Origin of the sequence: Couchioplanes azureus (assembly GCF_014648355.1) — a bacterium.
Classification (GTDB): domain Bacteria; phylum Actinomycetota; class Actinomycetes; order Mycobacteriales; family Micromonosporaceae; genus Actinoplanes; species Actinoplanes azureus.
Window position 1 is genome coordinate 728,355 of the sequence record NZ_BMQY01000001.1, and the last position, 17,260, is coordinate 745,614.

The following is a 17,260-nucleotide window of genomic DNA, read 5'->3' on the forward strand; positions in this document are numbered from 1 at the left end:
CCTGGAGCTGACCGCACAAGGCACCCATCGCACTCCGTACCGTGGTTGCGGCATGATCGAGCCGCTCGACCGTCCGCTCCCGGCTCACCGTGGACACGGTCATCCCCACGAAGAAGGATCCGAGCAGGACCGGGCCGAGCACGACCGCCAGAAAGGCCGTAGTGAGTCGGCCACGCAGAGTCACACGACCTCCTGGAAGCGGCCTTCTTTGGAGCGATGCTGACATAGTGCGCACCGTTTGCCGGTTTTACAAAGGGGGTGTTGCATGTCCGATTTCACCCGTGATGCGGAAAGCCCCGGAGCCGCGAAGGTGGCTCTCCGCGGTCAACTCCTAGCTTTGCGTAGATCAAGAACGCCCGAAACCCTCTCTCGAGCGGCCGGACGGGTCCAGCAGACCCTCCAAGCCCTCGTACGCCGCCAATCACCCACAGTCATCGCCACCTATGCGCCGATCGGCGCCGAACCCGGCGGCCCGGATCTCCCCGAGGCGCTCCGCCGCGCAGCACCCACGGCCTCGGTGCTCCTGCCCGTCCTACTGCCGGACGGCGACCTGGACTGGGCACCCTACGAAGGCCCGTCGTCCCTGCGTCCCGGCCCGCGCGGACTCCTCGAGCCGGCGGAGCCACGGCTCGGCACCGCAGCCGTCTCCGAGGCGGAGCTGGTCGTCGTACCCGCGCTCGCCGTCGACCGCCGTGGTGTCCGCATGGGCAGGGGCGGCGGCTCCTACGACCGCGCCCTCGCCCGTGTCCCCGATTCGGCGTTCACCGTCGCCCTGCTGCACGACGGAGAGCTCCTCGCCGAGGTCCCGGCCGAGCCGCACGACCGCCGCGTACGCGCCACGATCACACCTGCCGAGGGCCTCAACGAAAGCCTGGACTGGACGAAATAAACTCCGATGACGCAGCATTGGCACTCGTAGTCGGCGAGTGCCAGCAATCGAGAGCGACGCGGAGGACCAGTGCCCACGTACCAGTACGCATGCACCGAGTGCGGGGAGCAGCTCGAGAGGGTGCAGTCTTTTTCCGACCCGGCACTGACCGAGTGCCCGGCCTGCAACGGCAAGCTCCGCAAGGTCTTCAACTCGGTCGGCATCGTCTTCAAGGGCTCCGGCTTCTACCGCAACGACTCCCGCTCGGGCAACGGCAGCTCGGACAAGTCGACGACGTCCTCGACCTCGTCGTCCGACAGCAAGTCGGAGTCGTCCTCGACGTCATCCACCACGTCGACACCAGCGGCCTCCTCTCCCTCTCCCTCGCCCGCTCCGGCGAAGACGCCCTCCACCGCGTCGACACCCGCCTGAGCTGACACCCGCCCCAGCAGGCGTCCGCCGAACAGACGTCCACCAGCTGACGCCCGCCCGGGTAGCTGACGTCCACCATCAGCGGACGCCCGCCTGGATAGCTGACGCCTACCCAGCCGACGCCCGCCGAGCTGACGTCCACCCAGCTGACGCCCGCCCGGAGCCAACGTCCCACCAGAGCTGACGCCCGGGCTGACGTCCCACCAGAGCTGACGCCCGGGCTGACGTCCCACCAGAGCTGACGCCCGGGCTGACGTCCCACCAGAGCTGACGCCCGGGCTGACGTCCACCCGGTTGACGGGCCCGCCTGAGTGACTGTCGTCCGCCCGAGCTCGCGTGTCGTCCTGCTCAGGCGCCGGCTGCCTCACACCGCCCGAGCAGGCACGGCCTGAGCGCAGGCACGGCCTGAGCGCAGGCACGGGGTGAGCAAGCACCAGCCGAGCTGAAGCCAGCCTGAGCCCAGGAGCGCTCTGCCTGGACTCAGGGGCTTGCTGAGCTCGTCATCTTCCAGCTCAGCTCCACCCTGAGCCGAGCTCGGTCCTCATCTCGGTATGGCGCCTCGACGGCCGGAACGCCGCGTGCCATTCCTTTCTACCGGCCGGGCACACGATCCTCGGAGTTATCCACAACCGGCAGTTATCCACAGGCCCCGCTCCTCCATGGCCTGGAGACCGCTAGCTTTCGCGGCGTGTGGCTCACTCCGAAAAAGACCCGTCCAGAACCCGACCTCGCTCCGGTACGCCGGCGCAGGCGAGCGGGAAAATTCCTGCTCCGCCTGGCCGCACTGGCGGCGCTGCTGGCAACGGCCGCAGCGCTGGCATGGTCGGGCCCGGCGACGTGTGGCCGACCCCTGGACGTCCTTACCGCCCATGCCCGGCCGCGGGACGCGTCCCCGCCCACCCTTCACACCAAGGACCCACCGGGCGACATGACCCGAGCACCTGGGCCCTCACGGAACCCGTCGGCTCCGCCCTGGTCAGCCCCAGTGCGGCGGCCGGTCCTCCAGCAGCCGATCGTCGTTGGAATCGGCGGAGCTGCTGTATCCCCAGCCTCGTTCCGTGTCGTCGCGGGTCTGCTCCGGGAGCAGCGGCGTCTCCTCGGACTCGAAGTCCACGGTGCGCTCGGCGTCGGCGTCGCGGTCGGGTTCGTCAAGGATGTCCACGGTATGAGGGTAAGCCGCGTCGCGCGAGCTGTCGGCACCCGATGGATGTAGCGTCGATGAACGTGAGCGCCTCGACCGGATCCGATGACGACGCGTACTGGCAGCGGCCCGACGCGGAGGCCGGAGACCCGTTCGGCGCCGAGCGTCCGGCGCCCGCCCCCGAGCCCAAGCCGCCCGCCTACGAGGGGCCTCCACGCCCGGCGCCGGCGTCTCCGCACTGGCGCCCTCCGGTCGTGTCGGAGCCACCACCGCCACGAAGCATGCCGGCTCAGGACATGGAAGCCCTGGACGACGCCGAAGGCGCGGCCCGGACCATGACCTACGGCGTCGGACTGGTGGCGGGCGCGATAGCTCTGATCGTCATGTTCCTGCTCTGCGCCCGCACACTCTTCTGACGTCGACCGCGCGGGTCGACCGGCACGCGGGTCGACCGGCAACGGGTCGACCGGCGAACGGGTCGACCGGCGAACGGGTCAACGGGCAGGTCGGTCGACCAGGAGGCCGGTCGACGGGTAGACGGGTAGACGGGTCGACCGGCAAACGGCCCTTGAAGGCTGGTCCGAGAGGCTGGTCCGGGAGGCTGGTCCGGGAGGCCATCCCGGGAGGCTGGTCCGGAAAGGCGACCCCGGAAGACTGGTCCGGAAAGGCGACCCCGGAAGACTGGTCCGGAAAGGCGACCCCGGAAGACTGGTCCCGAGAGGCGGCCCCGGGAGGATCGTCCTGAAAGGCGCGGCCCGGCACGGTGGCCCTGAAAGGCGACGCCGTCCCGGCCGCCACCCCACAGGGCGGCCGGGACGGCGATTGCCGGAACTAAGAGCCCCAGACTGCCTGCGCTCCCGAGTCACCGGTCATGAAAACGTAGTAACCGGACACCGCGGCGAGCACCAGCGCGATCACCCCAAGAACCAGGTCGGCCACCCGGGGCAGGCGGCGCGCCTCGGTCCTGAGCGTCAGGATCACCAAGACGAGAGTCACGATGCCCAGAGCGAGCGAGTAGTAGAACGTCATCGTGCCGAAGCCCGCGTGCTCATCGATCTTGGCGAGCGACGGGCCGGTCATTCCGTTCGCGACGAGGCGGTCGTGCAGCTCGGCGCCCGACTGCTTGGCCACGAAGGCCGAGGACGGGGCAGCGACGGCCAGCAGGATCGCCGCCCAGCCGACCTTCGCCCGCCAGTTCGGCACGAACGCGTAAACCACTGCCACCAGGGCCAGGAGCGGCACGAACACGACCGCCGCGTGGAGCACGAGGGCGTGGACGGGCAGGCCGTTTATCTGGTCGAACACGGTCAGCCTCCTTGAACGTTAAACAATCATGGCGCCAGCCTAGGGCCAACTCGAGCCGGGAACATCCCCCTGCTCGCGCTAACGCTTACCGGATCGATCCGGTTCATCGGCACGACGGGCCGCGTAAGACTCTGCAGCCACGAAGCTCGTCAGCACCGCGCCCCCATGGCCCCCGCAACCCAACGTCGGCATCAGACACCACCGGTCGCAGCCTCAGCAACAGCGGCAGCAGGAGAACAAGCAGAACCGGCAGCAGGTGCTGGGGTAGAGAGCACGATTTGCAGCGGGCGCAGCGGTCAGTCCCGGTGCGGCGTGGTGCCACTCACGAGCGCGCAAACTCTGAACCTGTTCAAATTCACTCCTCCCGTGGCACGCTGGAGGGCATGACCACGGATGACGACCTTGGGCTGTTCGGTCCCCATTCGGTCACCTGGAAGCTGCACCGGGAACCGATCGTCGCCCTCGGCGGACTTCGCTCCCTCTATCTGCAAGCCCTTCATCCGAGAGCCGTGGCGGCTATCGCGCAGAATTCCGGCTATCGCTCGGACCCGTGGGGACGTCTCGAGCGCACCTCGGAGTACGTGGAAACCCTCCTCTACGGCACCACGGCCGAGGCCGAGCGCGCGGCGAGCCGGATCCGGCGGCTGCATGCCCGGATGACCGCGACCGATCCGCGTACGGGTGAGGTCTTCCGCATCGACGAGCCGGACCTGCTTCGCTGGGTGCACGTGACCGAGGTGGAGTCGTTCCTGACGACGGCCCGGCGCGCGGGGCTGAGTCTCACCGACGACGAGGTCGACGGTTACTACACCGAGCAGCTGCGTGCCGCCGAGCTCGTCGGGCTCGATCCCGCCACCGTTCCCGCGACGGCGGCCGACGTCGCCGACTATTTCGAGGCGATGAAGCCGGGGCTGGGGCTGACCCGGGACAGCGCGGAGACGGCCTTCTTCCTCACGGTTCCACCGGTGCCCGCGTCGTGGGGAAGCCGCCCGCTGCGCCTCGGGCTGACGCTGGGCCCCGCGCGCTGGGCGTACTTCGGCATCGCGGCCACGGCGGTCGCCCTGCTCCCGCCCTGGGCGCGCAAGATGTTCGGCGGCCTCGGCTGGCCGACGACCGACCTGTCGGCGGACCTCTCCGTACGCGCGATCCGGTTGCTGATGAAAGCGGGACTCGCCGCCCTACCGGAGCGGTATCGCGTCGCCCCGATGCGCCGCGAAGCCCTCCAACGAGCCGGCCTGGCCTGAGCCGAGACGCCCGACCGCCGCTGCCCCGGACAGAACCCGTCCCCGGCGAATCCCCCCCCCCCCCCCCCCCCCCGCCCAAGCACGAACCGGCAGGGCCGAGCAAACCGGCAAAGTCCAAGCAGCAACCGGCCAACATCCAGGTAAACCGGCAAGGTCAACCAACAACCGACTGGGCTCACTCGGGCGGCGTCCACACCCGTACGCCGCCATCCCCGCCTCTACCCCGCCCGCTCCAGATGCTCGACGGCCGACCACGGCTCCTTCCCCTGCACCTCCGCACCCGCCGGGCACGTCCGCCGGAAGTCGCACCACCCGCACAACGTCCCCGGGTTGGCCGGGAACTCCGCGTCCGGATCCGCCCCGGCTGCGACCGCCTTCTCCGCCGCCATGATGTCGCGGGCCGTGTCCTCGGCCCGGCCGATCTGGCGGGCCAGCGACTCCTCGGTGTGCTGGTGAGCCGCCACTGTGCCGCTCGGCAGGTGATGCAGCTCGACGCGCCGGCACGGGCGGCGGAACACGCGCTGGGCCGCGTACGCATAGAGGGCCAGCGCCTGGGACCCGCGGGCGTCGTCCGCGTCGAGGCCCGACCGCCCGGTCTTGTAGTCGACGATCACGGCCTCGCCGGCGCGCGAGTCGATGCGGTCGGCCCGGCCGTTGAAGGCGAGGACGCCGGTCTTGGTGGCGACCACCCTCTCCACGCCCAGCGGCTCCTCCTGCGGGTCGAGCCCGGCGACGTAGGTCTCCAGCCACTCGAGGGCCTTGCGGTAGGCGATGCGCTCCTGGTCGACGTCGCGATAGCCCTCGCGCACCCAGGTCGCCTTCAGCAGCGTGGGCAGGGCGTCGGTGCTGCGACGGGCGGCCGGCAGGGCATACCAGTTCTTGAGGGCCGTGTGCACGCTGGCGCCGAGCGAGTTGTGCGCCCAGGGCGGTCCCTTCTGCGGGCTGGGCCGGTCGACATAGGTGTAGCGGTAACGCCGCGGGCAGTCGGCGTAGGCGCCGAGCTTGCTCGGCGTGCAGACGAAGAGGCGCTCGGGCATGCCGGCGAACCCCAACTGCTCGGGTACGGCGGCGGATCGCTGCGAGGTCCTGGGCACGTCCCCATCCTGCCAGGATCCCCCGACAAAACCGCCGCCCGACCGGGCGACCGCGGCGGACGAGGACCGCGGCCCTCAGGCGTAGAGCTTGACGAAGGACGCCACCGCGTCCGCGACGAGCTGCACCGCGATGGCCGCCAGCAGGAGACCGGCGATCCGGGTCAGCACCTCGATCCCCGCGGGCCGCAGCAGTTTGACGATCCCGCCGGAGAACCGGAGCACCAGCCACACCGCGAACATGACCGCGAGGATGGCCAGGCCGATCATCGTGTAGTCCCCGGCACCGTCCGCACGCTGCACGAACAGCATGGTCGCCACGATCGCGCCGGGCCCGGCGAGCAGCGGGGTGCCGATCGGCACCAGCGCCACATTGGCCGTTCCGCCCTGGTCCTCCGACTCGTCCACCTTGCCCGTGAGCAGCTGCAAGGCCACGAGCAGCAGCAGCAGACCGCCCGCGCCCTGCAGCGCCGGAAGCTGGACGTGCAGATAGTCGAGCAGCGTCTGCCCCGCGACCGCGAAGATGACGATCACGCCGAGCGCGAGCAGGACCGCCTGGGTGCCCGCCCGCGTACGTTCCTTGGTCGGCATCGTGCCGGTCAACGCGAGAAAGACGGGCACCATGCCCGGAGGGTCGACGATCACCAGGAGGGTCACGAAGGCCTCGCCGAACAACTTAAGATCCACGGGCCCAACCTAGGCGGCGCCGCGGAGAACCGCCTTGAACTGCGAGAACCGTCACCCCAGGACGGGCACTCCGGTCGCGGCGGCCACGATTTTCCCGTACGCGGCAAGCTCGGTCGTGAAGGCCCCTAGCCGCACCGTCTTGTGCGTACCGTGGAAATCCGACGACCCGGTGACGACCAGGCCGAGTTCGCCGGCCAGCTTGCGCACGTGCGCGCGCTGCTCCGGCGTGTGGTCCTCGTGGTCGGCTTCGAGTCCGAAGAGGCCTTCCCGGGCCAGGTCGACGATCAGTTTGTCCGGCACGATGCGGCCCCGGACGGTGGCGTTCGGATGGGCGAACACGGTCACCCCGCCGGCCTCGCGCACCGCCCGCACGGCCTCGAAAACATCAAGATCAGCCTTGGGTACGAAGTAGCGCGCGCCCAACCAGCGGGACGCGAACGCCTCGTCGGTCGTGCGGACCAGCCCGGCACGGATCAGCGCCTGGGCGATGTGCGGCCGCCCGATCGAGCCGCCGGCCGCGTAGCCGCTGACCTCGGGCCAGCTGATGTCCACCCCGTCGGCGCGCAACCGGCCGACGATCTTTTCGGCCCGCTGCTCACGGTCGCTGCGCAGCCGCGCGAGGTCGGCGGCGAGCCGCGGCTCCGCCGGATCGAACAGGTACGCGAGCAGGTGCAGCGGGATCGCCGGTTCGACGCCGTGCCAGCGGCAGGAGAGCTCGGCGCCGCGTACCAGAGTCAAGCCTGCGGGCCGCGCCGCCGCGGCCTCCTCCCACCCGCCCGTGGTGTCGTGATCCGTGATGGCCATCACGTCGAGGCCCGCCTCGACCGCGGCGCTGACCAGCTCGGCCGGGGTCAGTGTGCCGTCACTGGCGGTCGAGTGGCAGTGCAGGTCGATTCTGGTCACTCGCAGACGCTATCGGGTGGCCGCCACGGTGCGGGTACGGATGTCAGGCGTCGTCGCCCGCGTCACCGTCTTTGCCCAGCCGGGCCTCGACCGCCTGCGGCTCGTACATCTCCTCCACCACCCGCAGGTAGAGCTCGTTGGGGTTGGGCAGGTGCTTGACCTCGCGCAGCGCCTGGTCCTGGCCCGCCGACTCGAGCACGAACGTGCCGTAGCTCAGCATGCGGCCGAGCGCGGACTGTTCATATTTCATGTCGGTGACCCGGAGCAGCGGCATCATCGCGACCCGCCGGGTGATGATGCCGTTGACCACCATCACCCGCTTGTTGGTGAGGATGAAGCGGTCGAAGTACCAGTCGCCGACCTTCCAGGCGACCCAGCCCATCACGCCCAGCCAGATCAGCACCGCGGCCGTGACCAGGCCGTCGATGTTCTGCCGGGTGAGGAAGCCGGCGAGGTAACCGAGCAGCAGCGTGGCGCCGATGCCGATCAGCAGCGGGGTGGACAGATGGATCCAGTGCCGCTTCCACTCGCCGCGGTAGCGCTCGGTCGGGAAGAGATAGCGGGAGACCAGTGTGGTCGGCTCGTCCTCGAGCGGCAGCACCCGCCGGGGTCCACCCGGGACGCCCGCGCCGTCCCCGCCGAGGCCCTGCAGCTCTTCCTCGGTGAAGACGGGAGGCTCGTACTCGCCGGGATCCCGGTAGCGTTCCTGCTCCCGCGTCTCGTAGTCGTCGCCGTAGGCCGCGCTCGGCGAGTAGCCGGCGTCCGATGAGTACCCTGCGCTGGGCGAATAGCCCGGACCGTCCGCCGAGGCCCGGCCCCGGGCGTACTGCGGGCCGTCGTCGGAGAAGGCCGGATCGTTGTAACCGAAGTTCTCGTCGTCGTCCTGAGGGCGACGCGCACCCTCACCATCAGGTTGCCGCGGCTCACCAGGACCCATGCGCCGATGTTAAGCGACGAGGTTGGTGAAGAACGTTCCGAAACCGCGGGCGATGTCCCCGATGGTGGAACCGAGCGACTCGAAGACGGCCGCGGCCGAGTTCGGGTTGAACGCAATGAAGAAGATCAAGAATGCGATGCCAAGCCAGGTGAGTACCTTCTTGATCATGGCGGGCCTGCTCCTCCGTTGCGGGTACGGTCGACGCCGCGGCAACACTCACGGTATCAGTTTCGCTGCTCAGTGTGAACATTGTGGCCGAAAAGCCGATACCGTTCCCGCAGGTCAGCCCGAAACGTCAGACCCGGCCGTGCAGGTAGGGCGACGGCGCTCCGTACACAAGCTCGGGCGGAATCCCGTCCGACAGGTCGTGCAGGACGACATGCTCGGCGAGGAAGTAACCCGCGCTTGCGGGCCACGCTACCGCATAGAGCCACATTCCTTTGGCCTCACTCACATAGGCGCTCCGGTCCTCCGGGGACTTGACACACCACAGTGGAGTCGGATGCCCGCCGGCCTTGATCTTGGCGTGCGGTCCGGGCCGCCCACCGCCGTCGCCGAGCGCCTCGGCGATCAGATAGCCGGGATCGATGCCGGGAATGCCGGCGAAACGCGTGCCCAGCCCGACGCCGGGCTGCTCGGCGATGAGCACCAGGTCGGCCGGCCCGCCGCCGAGCGGGTCGGGGCCGCTGCACGAGAGCGCGGTCGCACAGACACCCGATCGGTCGTCACCCGCCCAGCCGACGCCGGTGACCATCCAGCCGGTCGGGAGCGGCCAGGGACACCACAGGGGCATGCGCCCGACCGAACGGACGGGCTGGCGCACGGCGCTCTCGAGGATCTCCGGCCCGATATGGTCGGCCACGTGGAACGGGTGGACGTCGCCACAGTTGTCGCAGCGCCATTCACTGTGCATCAGGTCCGGCGGCCGGACCTGAGCAGCACAACGGGGGCAACTCACCGTGACACCCACCCTCTAAAGGTGCGGGTCGGGGCGCCCCCCGTCAAGCGGATCGGCAGAACCCGAACGGAAGGGCAGGCGCGCCCCGGATCCGGGCGGCGCCGTGGTCTCGCCGCTCGGGCCGTCCCGCGGATACGGGGACGTTCGCTCCCCGCGGCAAGCCTCCAGGGGCGGGCGGCGCGCCCTCCCCGGGGGGTTCAGCTTGGGCGCGGCTGCGTGCGTGCGCCGAGGGTCATCGGAGGGCGGGCGTGAGCTCATCCGGGGTCGGCTCCGGGGGCTCGCACTTCCGAGGTCAGCTCGGGGGTGGGCCGGCGTGCGCTCGTACCCATGAATGCATCGCGATGCCGCTCGCCACGCCGGCGTTGATGGAGCGCGTGGACCCGTACTGGGCTATCGAGAAGAGCTCGCGGCACGCCGCGCGGGCGGGATCGGAGAGCCCGGGCCCCTCCTGGCCGAAGAGCAGAATGCATTCTTTCGGGAGGGTGACCGTTTCCATCGGGCGCGAGCCCGGCAGATTGTCGATCCCGATGATCGGCAGACTCGCGCCGGCCGCCCACCGGACGAAATCCTCGATCGTCGAATGGTGCCGTACGTGCTGGTAGCGGTCCGTGACCATCGCGCCCCGCCGGTTCCACCGCCGCCGGCCGACGATGTGCACCTCGGCGGCGAGAAACGCGTTGGCGTTGCGGACCACAGTGCCGATGTTGAAGTCGTGCTGCCAGTTCTCGATCGCGACATGGAATCCGTGCCGCCGGCGGTCGAGATCGGCAACGACGGCCTCGCGCCGCCAGTAGCGATACCGGTCGACGACGTTGCGGCGATCGCCGTGCGCGAGGAGCTCCGGGTCGTAGCGCTCGTCGTCGGGCCAGGGACCCGGCCACGGGCCGACGCCGACCTCGAGGTAGGACTCGGTTGCGGCCATGGGAACGGGAAGCCCGCTGTCCGTGGTCACGTCGTCGGCCGTCATGGTGGAGGACGGTAGCGGCGCAAGCCGCCGCCATGTCGGCCGGGCCCACTCGCGCACCGAAGGCCGGGAAAGCGGCCGCAGGAGGCGCCTGGAAAGCCGCCACAGGGCGACGCCTGGGAAGCCGCCACAGGACGACGCCTGGAAAGCCGGGATGGCTGTCGGCGATCTTGGATGCCGGCCGGCGACGTCACGGCCCGGTCGATCCGTCAGGAGACGCAATGAGCGGCGGGGCCCTCCCCGGCACCCGCCGCCCACGCTCTGTTGAGAAAGAGTTTGCCTCACGGTCCGTGCACATGTGAAGAGTTTTCAAAGTGACCCAAGTCACATTAAGGTTTGTTATCTATTCTTGTCCGTGACGGCCGAATCGTTATCCAGGCGAGCTGGACAGGGGCGATGCTCCGACTCCCAGTACATGGACAGGCGCCGATTAGCAACATCTGAAAACTCTCTCCCTACTTTCGGTTACGATCGGCCTGGCGCGTCCGCCGGCGGGTTCGAGAATCGTGCCTCAGACCACGTGCCTGGCCGCCTTGGCACGGGAATTGCCGAGGTGGACGATCGGTTGAATGGCCACGTAGCCCCAATCCCGTGGACGGAGAGATCATGGCGACCGTTACGTTGACCGCAGAGAACTTCGATGAGGTGACCGGCAAGGACGGCATCGTGCTGGTCGACTTCTGGGCCAGCTGGTGCGGGCCGTGCGTGCGCTTCGCTCCGACGTACGAGCGCTCCTCGGAGAAGCACCCCGACATCACGTTCGGCAAGGTCGACACCGAGGCGCAGCAGGAGCTCGCCGCCAAGTTCGACATCCGCTCGATCCCGACGATCATGGCAGTGCGCGACGGCGTCATCGTCTTCTCGCAGCCGGGCGCCCTCCCCGAGTCGGCACTCGAGTCCCTGATCGAGCAGGTCGAGAAGCTCGACATGGAAGACGTACGCAAGCAGCTCGCCACGTCCGGCACCGAGTAAGGCCGGCCGCACCCCGGTCGAGCAACGCGGCCATCACGCCGCGACCCATTGAGCAGCGCCGAAGCGCCGCGGATCGATCGATCCGCGGTGCTTCGGCGTTCCGGCACCCACAGCCCGGCAGCGCCGCCAGCGGGCAGCCACGCCGCCAGCAGGCAGCGGCGCCGCCATCGGACGGCGGCGCGCGACGGGCAGGTCCGTGCCGCCGTCCAGCACGTGCCCCCGCTCCGACCCCTGCGGACGATCACCGCGGCGCCCCCTTCGTCCACAGGCCGGGTGAGGCGGCTGGACACCGAGTCGTACATGTGTTCGAATCTTCGCCATGCGATGGTCTCACCTGTCGGCACCGACCGGCGACGACTCGCTCGTGGACGCAGCGCCGGCGGCCTCACCCCTGCCGCTGGCGCTGCCCGGGGCGACCGTCCGCACGTTCGACACCCCGGGCTTCTCCGGCATGACGTTCTACGAGATCAGGGCGAAGTCGATCATCAACCGGGTGCCGGGGGCCTCCCGCGTACCGTTCCAGTGGACCGTCAATCCCTACCGCGGCTGTTCGCATGCCTGCTCCTACTGCCTGAGCGGCGACACCCCGATCCTGATGGCCGACGGCTCGACGCGGCCTCTGTCGCAGCTCCAGGTGGGCGACGCGGTGCTCGGCACGAGGGGCGCCGGAGCGCATCGGCGGTACGTGCCGACGACCGTCCTCGACCACTGGCCGACGTCGCGACCCGCGTTCCGGGTCACGCTCGCGGACGGCACCCGCCTCGTGGCCAGCGGAGACCACCGGTTCCTCACCGACCGGGGATGGCGGCACGTCAGCCCCGCCGAGCCGCACCAACCCGCCCTCGCCGTCGGCGACCGGATGTCCGGCGTGGGCCGCTTCGCCGACCCGCCCAAGGAGTCGCCCGACTACCAGACCGGCTATCTCTGCGGCCTGGTCCGCGGCGATGCGGGCGCCGCCACCGGCCCGCGCGAGGGTGACGCGTGGATCCGCGCCGACGCCTATCTCGAGGACATCCCGCTGCACCACGCGCTGCGCTGGCCGGAAGCGACCTCGGGCGACTGGCGCAGAGGCTTCCTGGCCGGCGCCTTCGCCGCCACCGGCTCGGCGGACCGCCTGGCCATCGTGTTCACCAGCCGCGACCAGGGCTTCCTGGACCGCGTGACCGACGCTCTCACGCACCTCGGCCTCCCCAGCCGCCGCCCGCCTCACCCCCAGCTCGGCGGGGTCCACTCGGTCGAGGTGGTCCGCGATCTGTGGGCCGCTCTGCGGTTCCGGCACCTCACGGGAGTCTGCGAGGCGCCGCTGGACGCATCCGGGGTCGGCGTGCGCAGCGACGCCCAGCTGACCGTCGCCGACATCGAGGAGCTGGGGCTGACGCTCCCGCTCTACGACATCACGACCGGCACCGGAGACTTCATCGCCGACGGGGTGGTGAGCCACAACTGCTTCGCCCGCAACACCCACACCTATCTCGACCTGGACGCCGGGCACGACTTCGACTCCAAGGTGGTCGTCAAGGTGAACGCCGGGGAGCTGGTGCGCCGCGAGCTGGCCGCCCCACGATGGACCGGCGCGCCCATCGCCATGGGGACCAACGTGGACGTCTACCAGCGGGCGGAGGGACGCTACCGCCTGATGCCGCAGATCCTCTCGGCGCTGCGCGACTTCGCCAACCCGTTCTCCATCCTGACGAAGGGCACTCTGATCCTGCGTGACCTGGCGCTGCTCCGGCAAGCGGCCACGGTGACGGCGGTGGGGCTGGCGTTCTCCGTCGGCTTCCTCGACGAGGCCCTGTGGCGAGCGGTCGAGCCCGGCACGCCCAGCCCCCGCCGGCGCCTCGACGCGGTGCGCCGCCTGACCGACGCCGGCTTCCCGGTCAATGTCCTGATGGCACCGATCCTGCCCGGCCTCAGCGACACCGACGAGTCCATCGAGGAAACGGTCCAGGCGATAGCGGCCTCCGGCGCGACGAGCGTGACCCCGCTCCCCCTTCACCTGCGCCCCGGCGCCCGCGAGTGGTATGCCGCCTGGTTGACCCGCGCACACCCGCACCTGGCACCCCGCTACCGCGAGCTGTTCCGCGGCGGCTCCTACCTGCCCCAGCCGCTGCAGAACGAGATCGCCGCCCGGGTGCGCCTGGCGGCCCGCCGTCACGGCCTGCACCGGGCCGCCCCGGCGGAAGCCAGGCAGGTCGCCGGGGACAACGGCACCACCACAAATGCGAAGGTGATCAGGCAGGAAGAGCCGCGCCAGCTCACGCTCCTGTGACCTACCGGCGGCCGCTCGGGCGGGAGTCTTGTGATCTACCGACATCCGCTCACCCGGCAACTCCGGCGATCCACCGACGCCCGCCCGCGCCGCGACTCCGGCGATCCACGGACCGCCCGCGCGCGCGGCAACTCCCGGTTGCTGCCCGGTTCGGGGCGTCATCGGGCCCGGCGTCGATAGAGTCGAGACATGAGGAGTGCACAGCAGATCTTGGCGGAGGCCGATGTCATCGCCGTCGTCGGCGCCTCTCGCGATCCTCGTAAGCCGTCGCATTCCGTGCCGCTTCAGATGCTCCGGTACGGGTGGAAGATCATCCCGGTGAACCCGTTCGTCGACGAGGTGTTCGGCATCAAGACCGTGCCCACCCTGGCCGACCTGCCGGAGCCCGTGGACCTGGTCGACATCTTCCGACCCGCCGCCGACGCCGTGGAGGTCGTCCGCCAGGCCGCGGCCATCAAGGCGCCCGCGGTGTGGCTGCAGACCGGCATCGTCTCCGCCGAGGCCCGCCGCATCGCGACCGAGGCCGGCATGGACTACGTCGAGGACCTCTGCCTCGCCGTCGAGCGGGCTGTCGGCAACCTCACCAAGCTGCGGTAAGGCCGCCGGGAGGCACCGGCCCCGCGGGTGGGACGGGGCGGCAGGGCGGCCGAGGACAAACCGGCGACTTCGGCCTGCTAGACACGCGGTATCGGGGTGAGCCGGTGCCCTCGCAGGCTAGTACGGTGCCGGGTGAACTAGGAGGAACTCTGATGACCTACCCACCGCCGCCCGGTGGCACGCCGGACCCGTACCAGCCGCAGCAGCCCTACGGGCAGCAGCCGTCCTACGATCCGACCTCGCCGTACTCGCAGGACCCCTACGCGGCTCCGTCCAGCGGGGCGCCGTCGAGCGGGCAACCGTACGGGCAGCCGCCGCCGTACGGGGCGCCCACCAGCGGGCAGCCCTACGGTCAGCAGCAGTACCCGCCGCCGGGTTACGGCCAGCCGTACGCGCAGCAGCCCTACGGCCAGATGCCGGCGCCCACCAACACGATGGCGATCCTGAGCCTGGTGTTCGCCTTCGTCTTCGCCCCGGCCGGCATCATCATGGGTCACGTGGCGAAGAAGCAGATCCGGTCCTCCGGCGAGTCCGGGGAGGGGCTGGCCACCGCGGGTCTGTGGCTGGGCTACATCATCACCATCTTCTACGTGCTGATCTGCGCGTTTTCCATCCTCGTGCCGCTCCTCGCGGCCACCGCCAGCGTCTCGACCAACTGAGTCGCCAGCGGCCTCGGGTCCACGCGACAAGGCCGCTGAGGTGCAGGCGGCACACGCCACGGCACAGGTGGCACACGCCGCGGCACCACGGCACAGGCTGCGGCGCAGGCCGCCACGCCACGCCACGCCACGGCACGGCACGGCACGCCACGGCACGGCACGGCACGGCGCAGCCCGCCCACGCCACGGCACACGCTACGGCGCAGGCCGCCCACGCCACGGCACACGCTACGGCGCAGGCCGCCCACGCCACGGCACACGTGGCACACGCCGCGGCGCCATGGCGCACGCGACGCCCGGTGGACGAGCAGTCCACCGGGCGGGGCGGTCGCCGACCGCTGGTGTCGGGAACGGTTGCGCTCCCCGCAGGTCGCCCGGCTGTGTGCGCGTTCCGACGACGGACTGCTCACGCCGAAATCAGGTCCCCCAAGGCTCAGCCGCGTCTGCGCCCGGCGCCGCGACCGACCCCACCGCGCGTCCCGAGCGGTGCGCTTTCGAGCGATCGCCACGCGTCACGCAGGCGCGGCACGTGCACCGGGACCAAGGTCAGCGGAACTCCGCCTCGCGGACGCTGTTGCCGCCGTCGACCACCAGCATCTGGCCGGTGATGTACGACGCCGCCGGGGAGCAGAGGAAGGCGATCGCCGCGGCCACCTCGTCCGGGGTGCCGGGGCGGCCGATGGGCGTGCCGAGGCCCTGCTTGATCTCGGTCACCGTCGAGGCCGCCGTGTAGATGGTGCCGGGGGCCACACAGTTGACGTTGATGCCGTCCGCCACCAGTTCCATGGCGAGTGCCCTGGTCAGGCCGACCACGCCGGCCTTGGCCGCGGCGTAGGCGGCTTCGGTCGGGAGAGCGTTGATCGGGCCCGCCGTGGCGGCGAGGTTGACGATGCGGCCCCAACCTCGTTCCGACATCCCGCCGACGAAGGCCCGGCTGCACAGGAAGGCCGTGCTCAGGTTGCGGTCGATCTCCGCCCGCCATTCGTCGTACGTGAGCTGGGCGACCGGCCGGAGCACCTCCGGGCTGGTGCGGCTCGCCAGGCCGGCGTTGTTCACCAGGACCTCGACGTCGCCGAGCTGGTCGGTGATCGCGTCGGCGAGCGCGCCCACCTCCGCCTCGTCGGTCAGGTCGGCGACGAAGCCGGTCACGCCCAGTTCCGTCGCGCGCTCGTGGATGCGGCGGGTCGTGGAGACGATCGCCACCCGGGCGCCGAGGTCGCGCAGGCGGCGCGCGGTCGCGTACCCGATGCCGTCCGGGCTGCCCGCGCCGGTGACCAGCGCGACCTTGCCGTCGAGGCGGAGGGTCACGGGCGCCTCGTCCGCCTCGGACGCGATGTCCTCGGTCTCCACCGGCGCAAGTCCCGCGGCGAGCGGCTCGGACTCCAGAGCGGGGGCGGTGGATCGGGGCCGGCGGCCGGCCGCCGGGCGGGTGGCGTCCCGCCTCGACCGGCTACCAGTGGTGGAACGGGCGTCGAAGACCATGCGGCGATCCTGCCCGCTCGCGCGCAGAGGGGCAAACATCGACTCAATCGTGGCGCACATCATGTCCCGCGTACGCGGCACGCAGCACGGCCAGGACGCCCCGGTGACGGCACGGCCGTCGGGGTGCCGGACGTCACCGGCAGCGGGGCTTTGCGCCGTGCGGGGGCCTTCTATCCTCGAGGCGCGAACGTACGCGCCGGACGGAGGCTTCTCGTGACCTACCCACCGACGCCCGCCCCGGACGGCAGCCAGCCCCCGCCGCCGGATCCCTTGATTCCGGCCTATCAGCCGCAGCCCTACCAGACGCCGGCGACACAGGACCCCTACGCGCCCGCTCCCTACGGTCACCCGGCGGGGCAGCAGGTCCCGTACGACTACGGCTATGCCGGCAGCCCGTACGGCTACGCCCAGTACCCGCCCGGTCCCCCGCCCACGGACGGCCTGGCGATCGGCTCGCTGGTCGTCTCCTGCGTCTCGTTCGTGGGTCTCTGCGGCTTCTGGATCGGCGGCATCCTCGGAGTGGTCGGTGCGGTTCTCGGCCATGTCGCACGCAGACGGATCCGGCGGACGGGCGCGAACGGGGGCAGCCTCGCGCTGGCCGGCATCATCGTCGGCTGGGTCGTGACCGGCATCGCCGTGCTGGGCGGGGTCGTGCTGGTCGCGCTCATCGCCAGCGACCCTTCGAGCGGCAACTTCTGAGCGTCGGACACCGCCGACAGAGCCACGAACGCCCCGGACTGCGCAGAGTGGG

The 17,260-nt window shown here is 70.6% G+C and carries 19 protein-coding genes; 8 read left to right on the forward strand and 11 right to left on the reverse strand.

What is annotated here, in order from left to right; all coding sequences use genetic code 11:
- Nucleotides 1–265 precede the first annotated feature (265 nt).
- Nucleotides 266–889, forward strand: a complete 624-nt coding sequence (locus IEY99_RS03305) for a 5-formyltetrahydrofolate cyclo-ligase (RefSeq protein WP_189199158.1) — start codon at nucleotides 266–268, stop codon at nucleotides 887–889.
- A 224-nt stretch (nucleotides 890–1,113) separates the two neighbouring features.
- Here IEY99_RS03305 and IEY99_RS33940 read toward each other — a convergent pair whose 3' ends face one another.
- Together IEY99_RS33940 and IEY99_RS03315 are read right to left on the reverse strand one after the other, a co-directional pair.
- A complete protein-coding gene (locus IEY99_RS33940; protein ID WP_229798271.1) occupies nucleotides 1,114–1,308 on the reverse strand; it encodes a hypothetical protein in 195 nt (64 codons plus the stop codon).
- A gap of 968 nt (nucleotides 1,309–2,276) precedes the next feature.
- On the reverse strand, nucleotides 2,277–2,462 hold the full coding sequence (locus IEY99_RS03315; protein WP_071803150.1) for a hypothetical protein: 186 nt from the start codon (nucleotides 2,460–2,462) through the stop codon (nucleotides 2,277–2,279).
- 56 nt (nucleotides 2,463–2,518) lie between these two features.
- Here IEY99_RS03315 and IEY99_RS03320 point away from each other — a divergent pair, with 56 nt between their 5' ends.
- Nucleotides 2,519–2,857 carry a translation initiation factor 2 gene (locus tag IEY99_RS03320; RefSeq protein ID WP_189199160.1) on the forward strand — a complete coding sequence of 113 codons (339 nt, stop codon included), beginning with the start codon at nucleotides 2,519–2,521 and terminating at the stop codon, nucleotides 2,855–2,857.
- A 415-nt stretch (nucleotides 2,858–3,272) separates the two neighbouring features.
- On the opposite strand, the gene IEY99_RS03325 is transcribed toward IEY99_RS03320, so the two are convergent.
- Complete coding sequence (locus IEY99_RS03325) at nucleotides 3,273–3,746, reverse strand: DUF2231 domain-containing protein (protein WP_189199161.1); 474 nt, start codon at nucleotides 3,744–3,746, stop codon at nucleotides 3,273–3,275.
- Between the two features lie 383 nt (nucleotides 3,747–4,129).
- On the opposite strand from IEY99_RS03325, the gene IEY99_RS03330 reads away from it, so the two are divergent.
- Complete coding sequence (locus IEY99_RS03330) at nucleotides 4,130–4,990, forward strand: oxygenase MpaB family protein (protein ID WP_189199162.1); 861 nt, start codon at nucleotides 4,130–4,132, stop codon at nucleotides 4,988–4,990.
- Between the two features lie 218 nt (nucleotides 4,991–5,208).
- Here the strand turns inward: IEY99_RS03330 and IEY99_RS03335 are convergent, their stop codons facing one another.
- From IEY99_RS03335 to IEY99_RS03365, 7 genes are all read right to left on the reverse strand, one after another.
- Nucleotides 5,209–6,027, reverse strand: coding sequence for a RecB family exonuclease (locus tag IEY99_RS03335; protein ID WP_189200572.1), 819 nt, complete (start codon nucleotides 6,025–6,027; stop codon nucleotides 5,209–5,211).
- Between the two features lie 132 nt (nucleotides 6,028–6,159).
- Nucleotides 6,160–6,768, reverse strand: coding sequence for a MarC family protein (locus IEY99_RS03340; protein ID WP_189199163.1), 609 nt, complete (start codon nucleotides 6,766–6,768; stop codon nucleotides 6,160–6,162).
- 51 nt (nucleotides 6,769–6,819) lie between these two features.
- The gene (locus tag IEY99_RS03345) at nucleotides 6,820–7,671 is read right to left on the reverse strand and encodes a PHP domain-containing protein (protein ID WP_189199164.1); all 852 of its coding nucleotides are present in this window, start codon (nucleotides 7,669–7,671) and stop codon (nucleotides 6,820–6,822) included.
- A gap of 43 nt (nucleotides 7,672–7,714) precedes the next feature.
- Nucleotides 7,715–8,608, reverse strand: coding sequence for a PH domain-containing protein (locus IEY99_RS03350; protein ID WP_189199165.1), 894 nt, complete (start codon nucleotides 8,606–8,608; stop codon nucleotides 7,715–7,717).
- Between the two features lie 9 nt (nucleotides 8,609–8,617).
- Nucleotides 8,618–8,776, reverse strand: coding sequence for a hypothetical protein (locus tag IEY99_RS03355; protein ID WP_023562582.1), 159 nt, complete (start codon nucleotides 8,774–8,776; stop codon nucleotides 8,618–8,620).
- A 127-nt stretch (nucleotides 8,777–8,903) separates the two neighbouring features.
- On the reverse strand, nucleotides 8,904–9,566 hold the full coding sequence (locus tag IEY99_RS03360; RefSeq protein ID WP_308427009.1) for a DUF6758 family protein: 663 nt from the start codon (nucleotides 9,564–9,566) through the stop codon (nucleotides 8,904–8,906).
- A 292-nt stretch (nucleotides 9,567–9,858) separates the two neighbouring features.
- Entirely contained in the window at nucleotides 9,859–10,488 is a 630-nt protein-coding gene (locus IEY99_RS03365; RefSeq protein WP_189200577.1) for a TrmH family RNA methyltransferase, read from the reverse strand.
- Between the two features lie 648 nt (nucleotides 10,489–11,136).
- Here IEY99_RS03365 and trxA point away from each other — a divergent pair.
- From trxA to IEY99_RS03385, 4 genes are all read left to right on the forward strand, one after another.
- Nucleotides 11,137–11,502 carry a thioredoxin gene (gene trxA / locus IEY99_RS03370; RefSeq protein ID WP_189199166.1) on the forward strand — a complete coding sequence of 122 codons (366 nt, stop codon included), beginning with the start codon at nucleotides 11,137–11,139 and terminating at the stop codon, nucleotides 11,500–11,502.
- 319 nt (nucleotides 11,503–11,821) lie between these two features.
- Nucleotides 11,822–13,771, forward strand: coding sequence for an intein-containing Rv2578c family radical SAM protein (locus IEY99_RS03375; protein ID WP_189199168.1), 1,950 nt, complete (start codon nucleotides 11,822–11,824; stop codon nucleotides 13,769–13,771).
- Between the two features lie 189 nt (nucleotides 13,772–13,960).
- Nucleotides 13,961–14,368, forward strand: coding sequence for a CoA-binding protein (locus tag IEY99_RS03380; RefSeq protein ID WP_189199170.1), 408 nt, complete (start codon nucleotides 13,961–13,963; stop codon nucleotides 14,366–14,368).
- A 152-nt stretch (nucleotides 14,369–14,520) separates the two neighbouring features.
- The gene (locus tag IEY99_RS03385) at nucleotides 14,521–15,027 is read left to right on the forward strand and encodes a DUF4190 domain-containing protein (protein WP_189199172.1); all 507 of its coding nucleotides are present in this window, start codon (nucleotides 14,521–14,523) and stop codon (nucleotides 15,025–15,027) included.
- A 546-nt stretch (nucleotides 15,028–15,573) separates the two neighbouring features.
- Here IEY99_RS03385 and IEY99_RS03390 read toward each other — a convergent pair.
- Nucleotides 15,574–16,509, reverse strand: coding sequence for an SDR family NAD(P)-dependent oxidoreductase (locus IEY99_RS03390; protein ID WP_189200579.1), 936 nt, complete (start codon nucleotides 16,507–16,509; stop codon nucleotides 15,574–15,576).
- A 213-nt stretch (nucleotides 16,510–16,722) separates the two neighbouring features.
- On the opposite strand from IEY99_RS03390, the gene IEY99_RS03395 reads away from it, so the two are divergent.
- Nucleotides 16,723–17,208, forward strand: coding sequence for a DUF4190 domain-containing protein (locus IEY99_RS03395; RefSeq protein WP_189199174.1), 486 nt, complete (start codon nucleotides 16,723–16,725; stop codon nucleotides 17,206–17,208).
- Nucleotides 17,209–17,260: the final 52 nt, after the last annotated feature.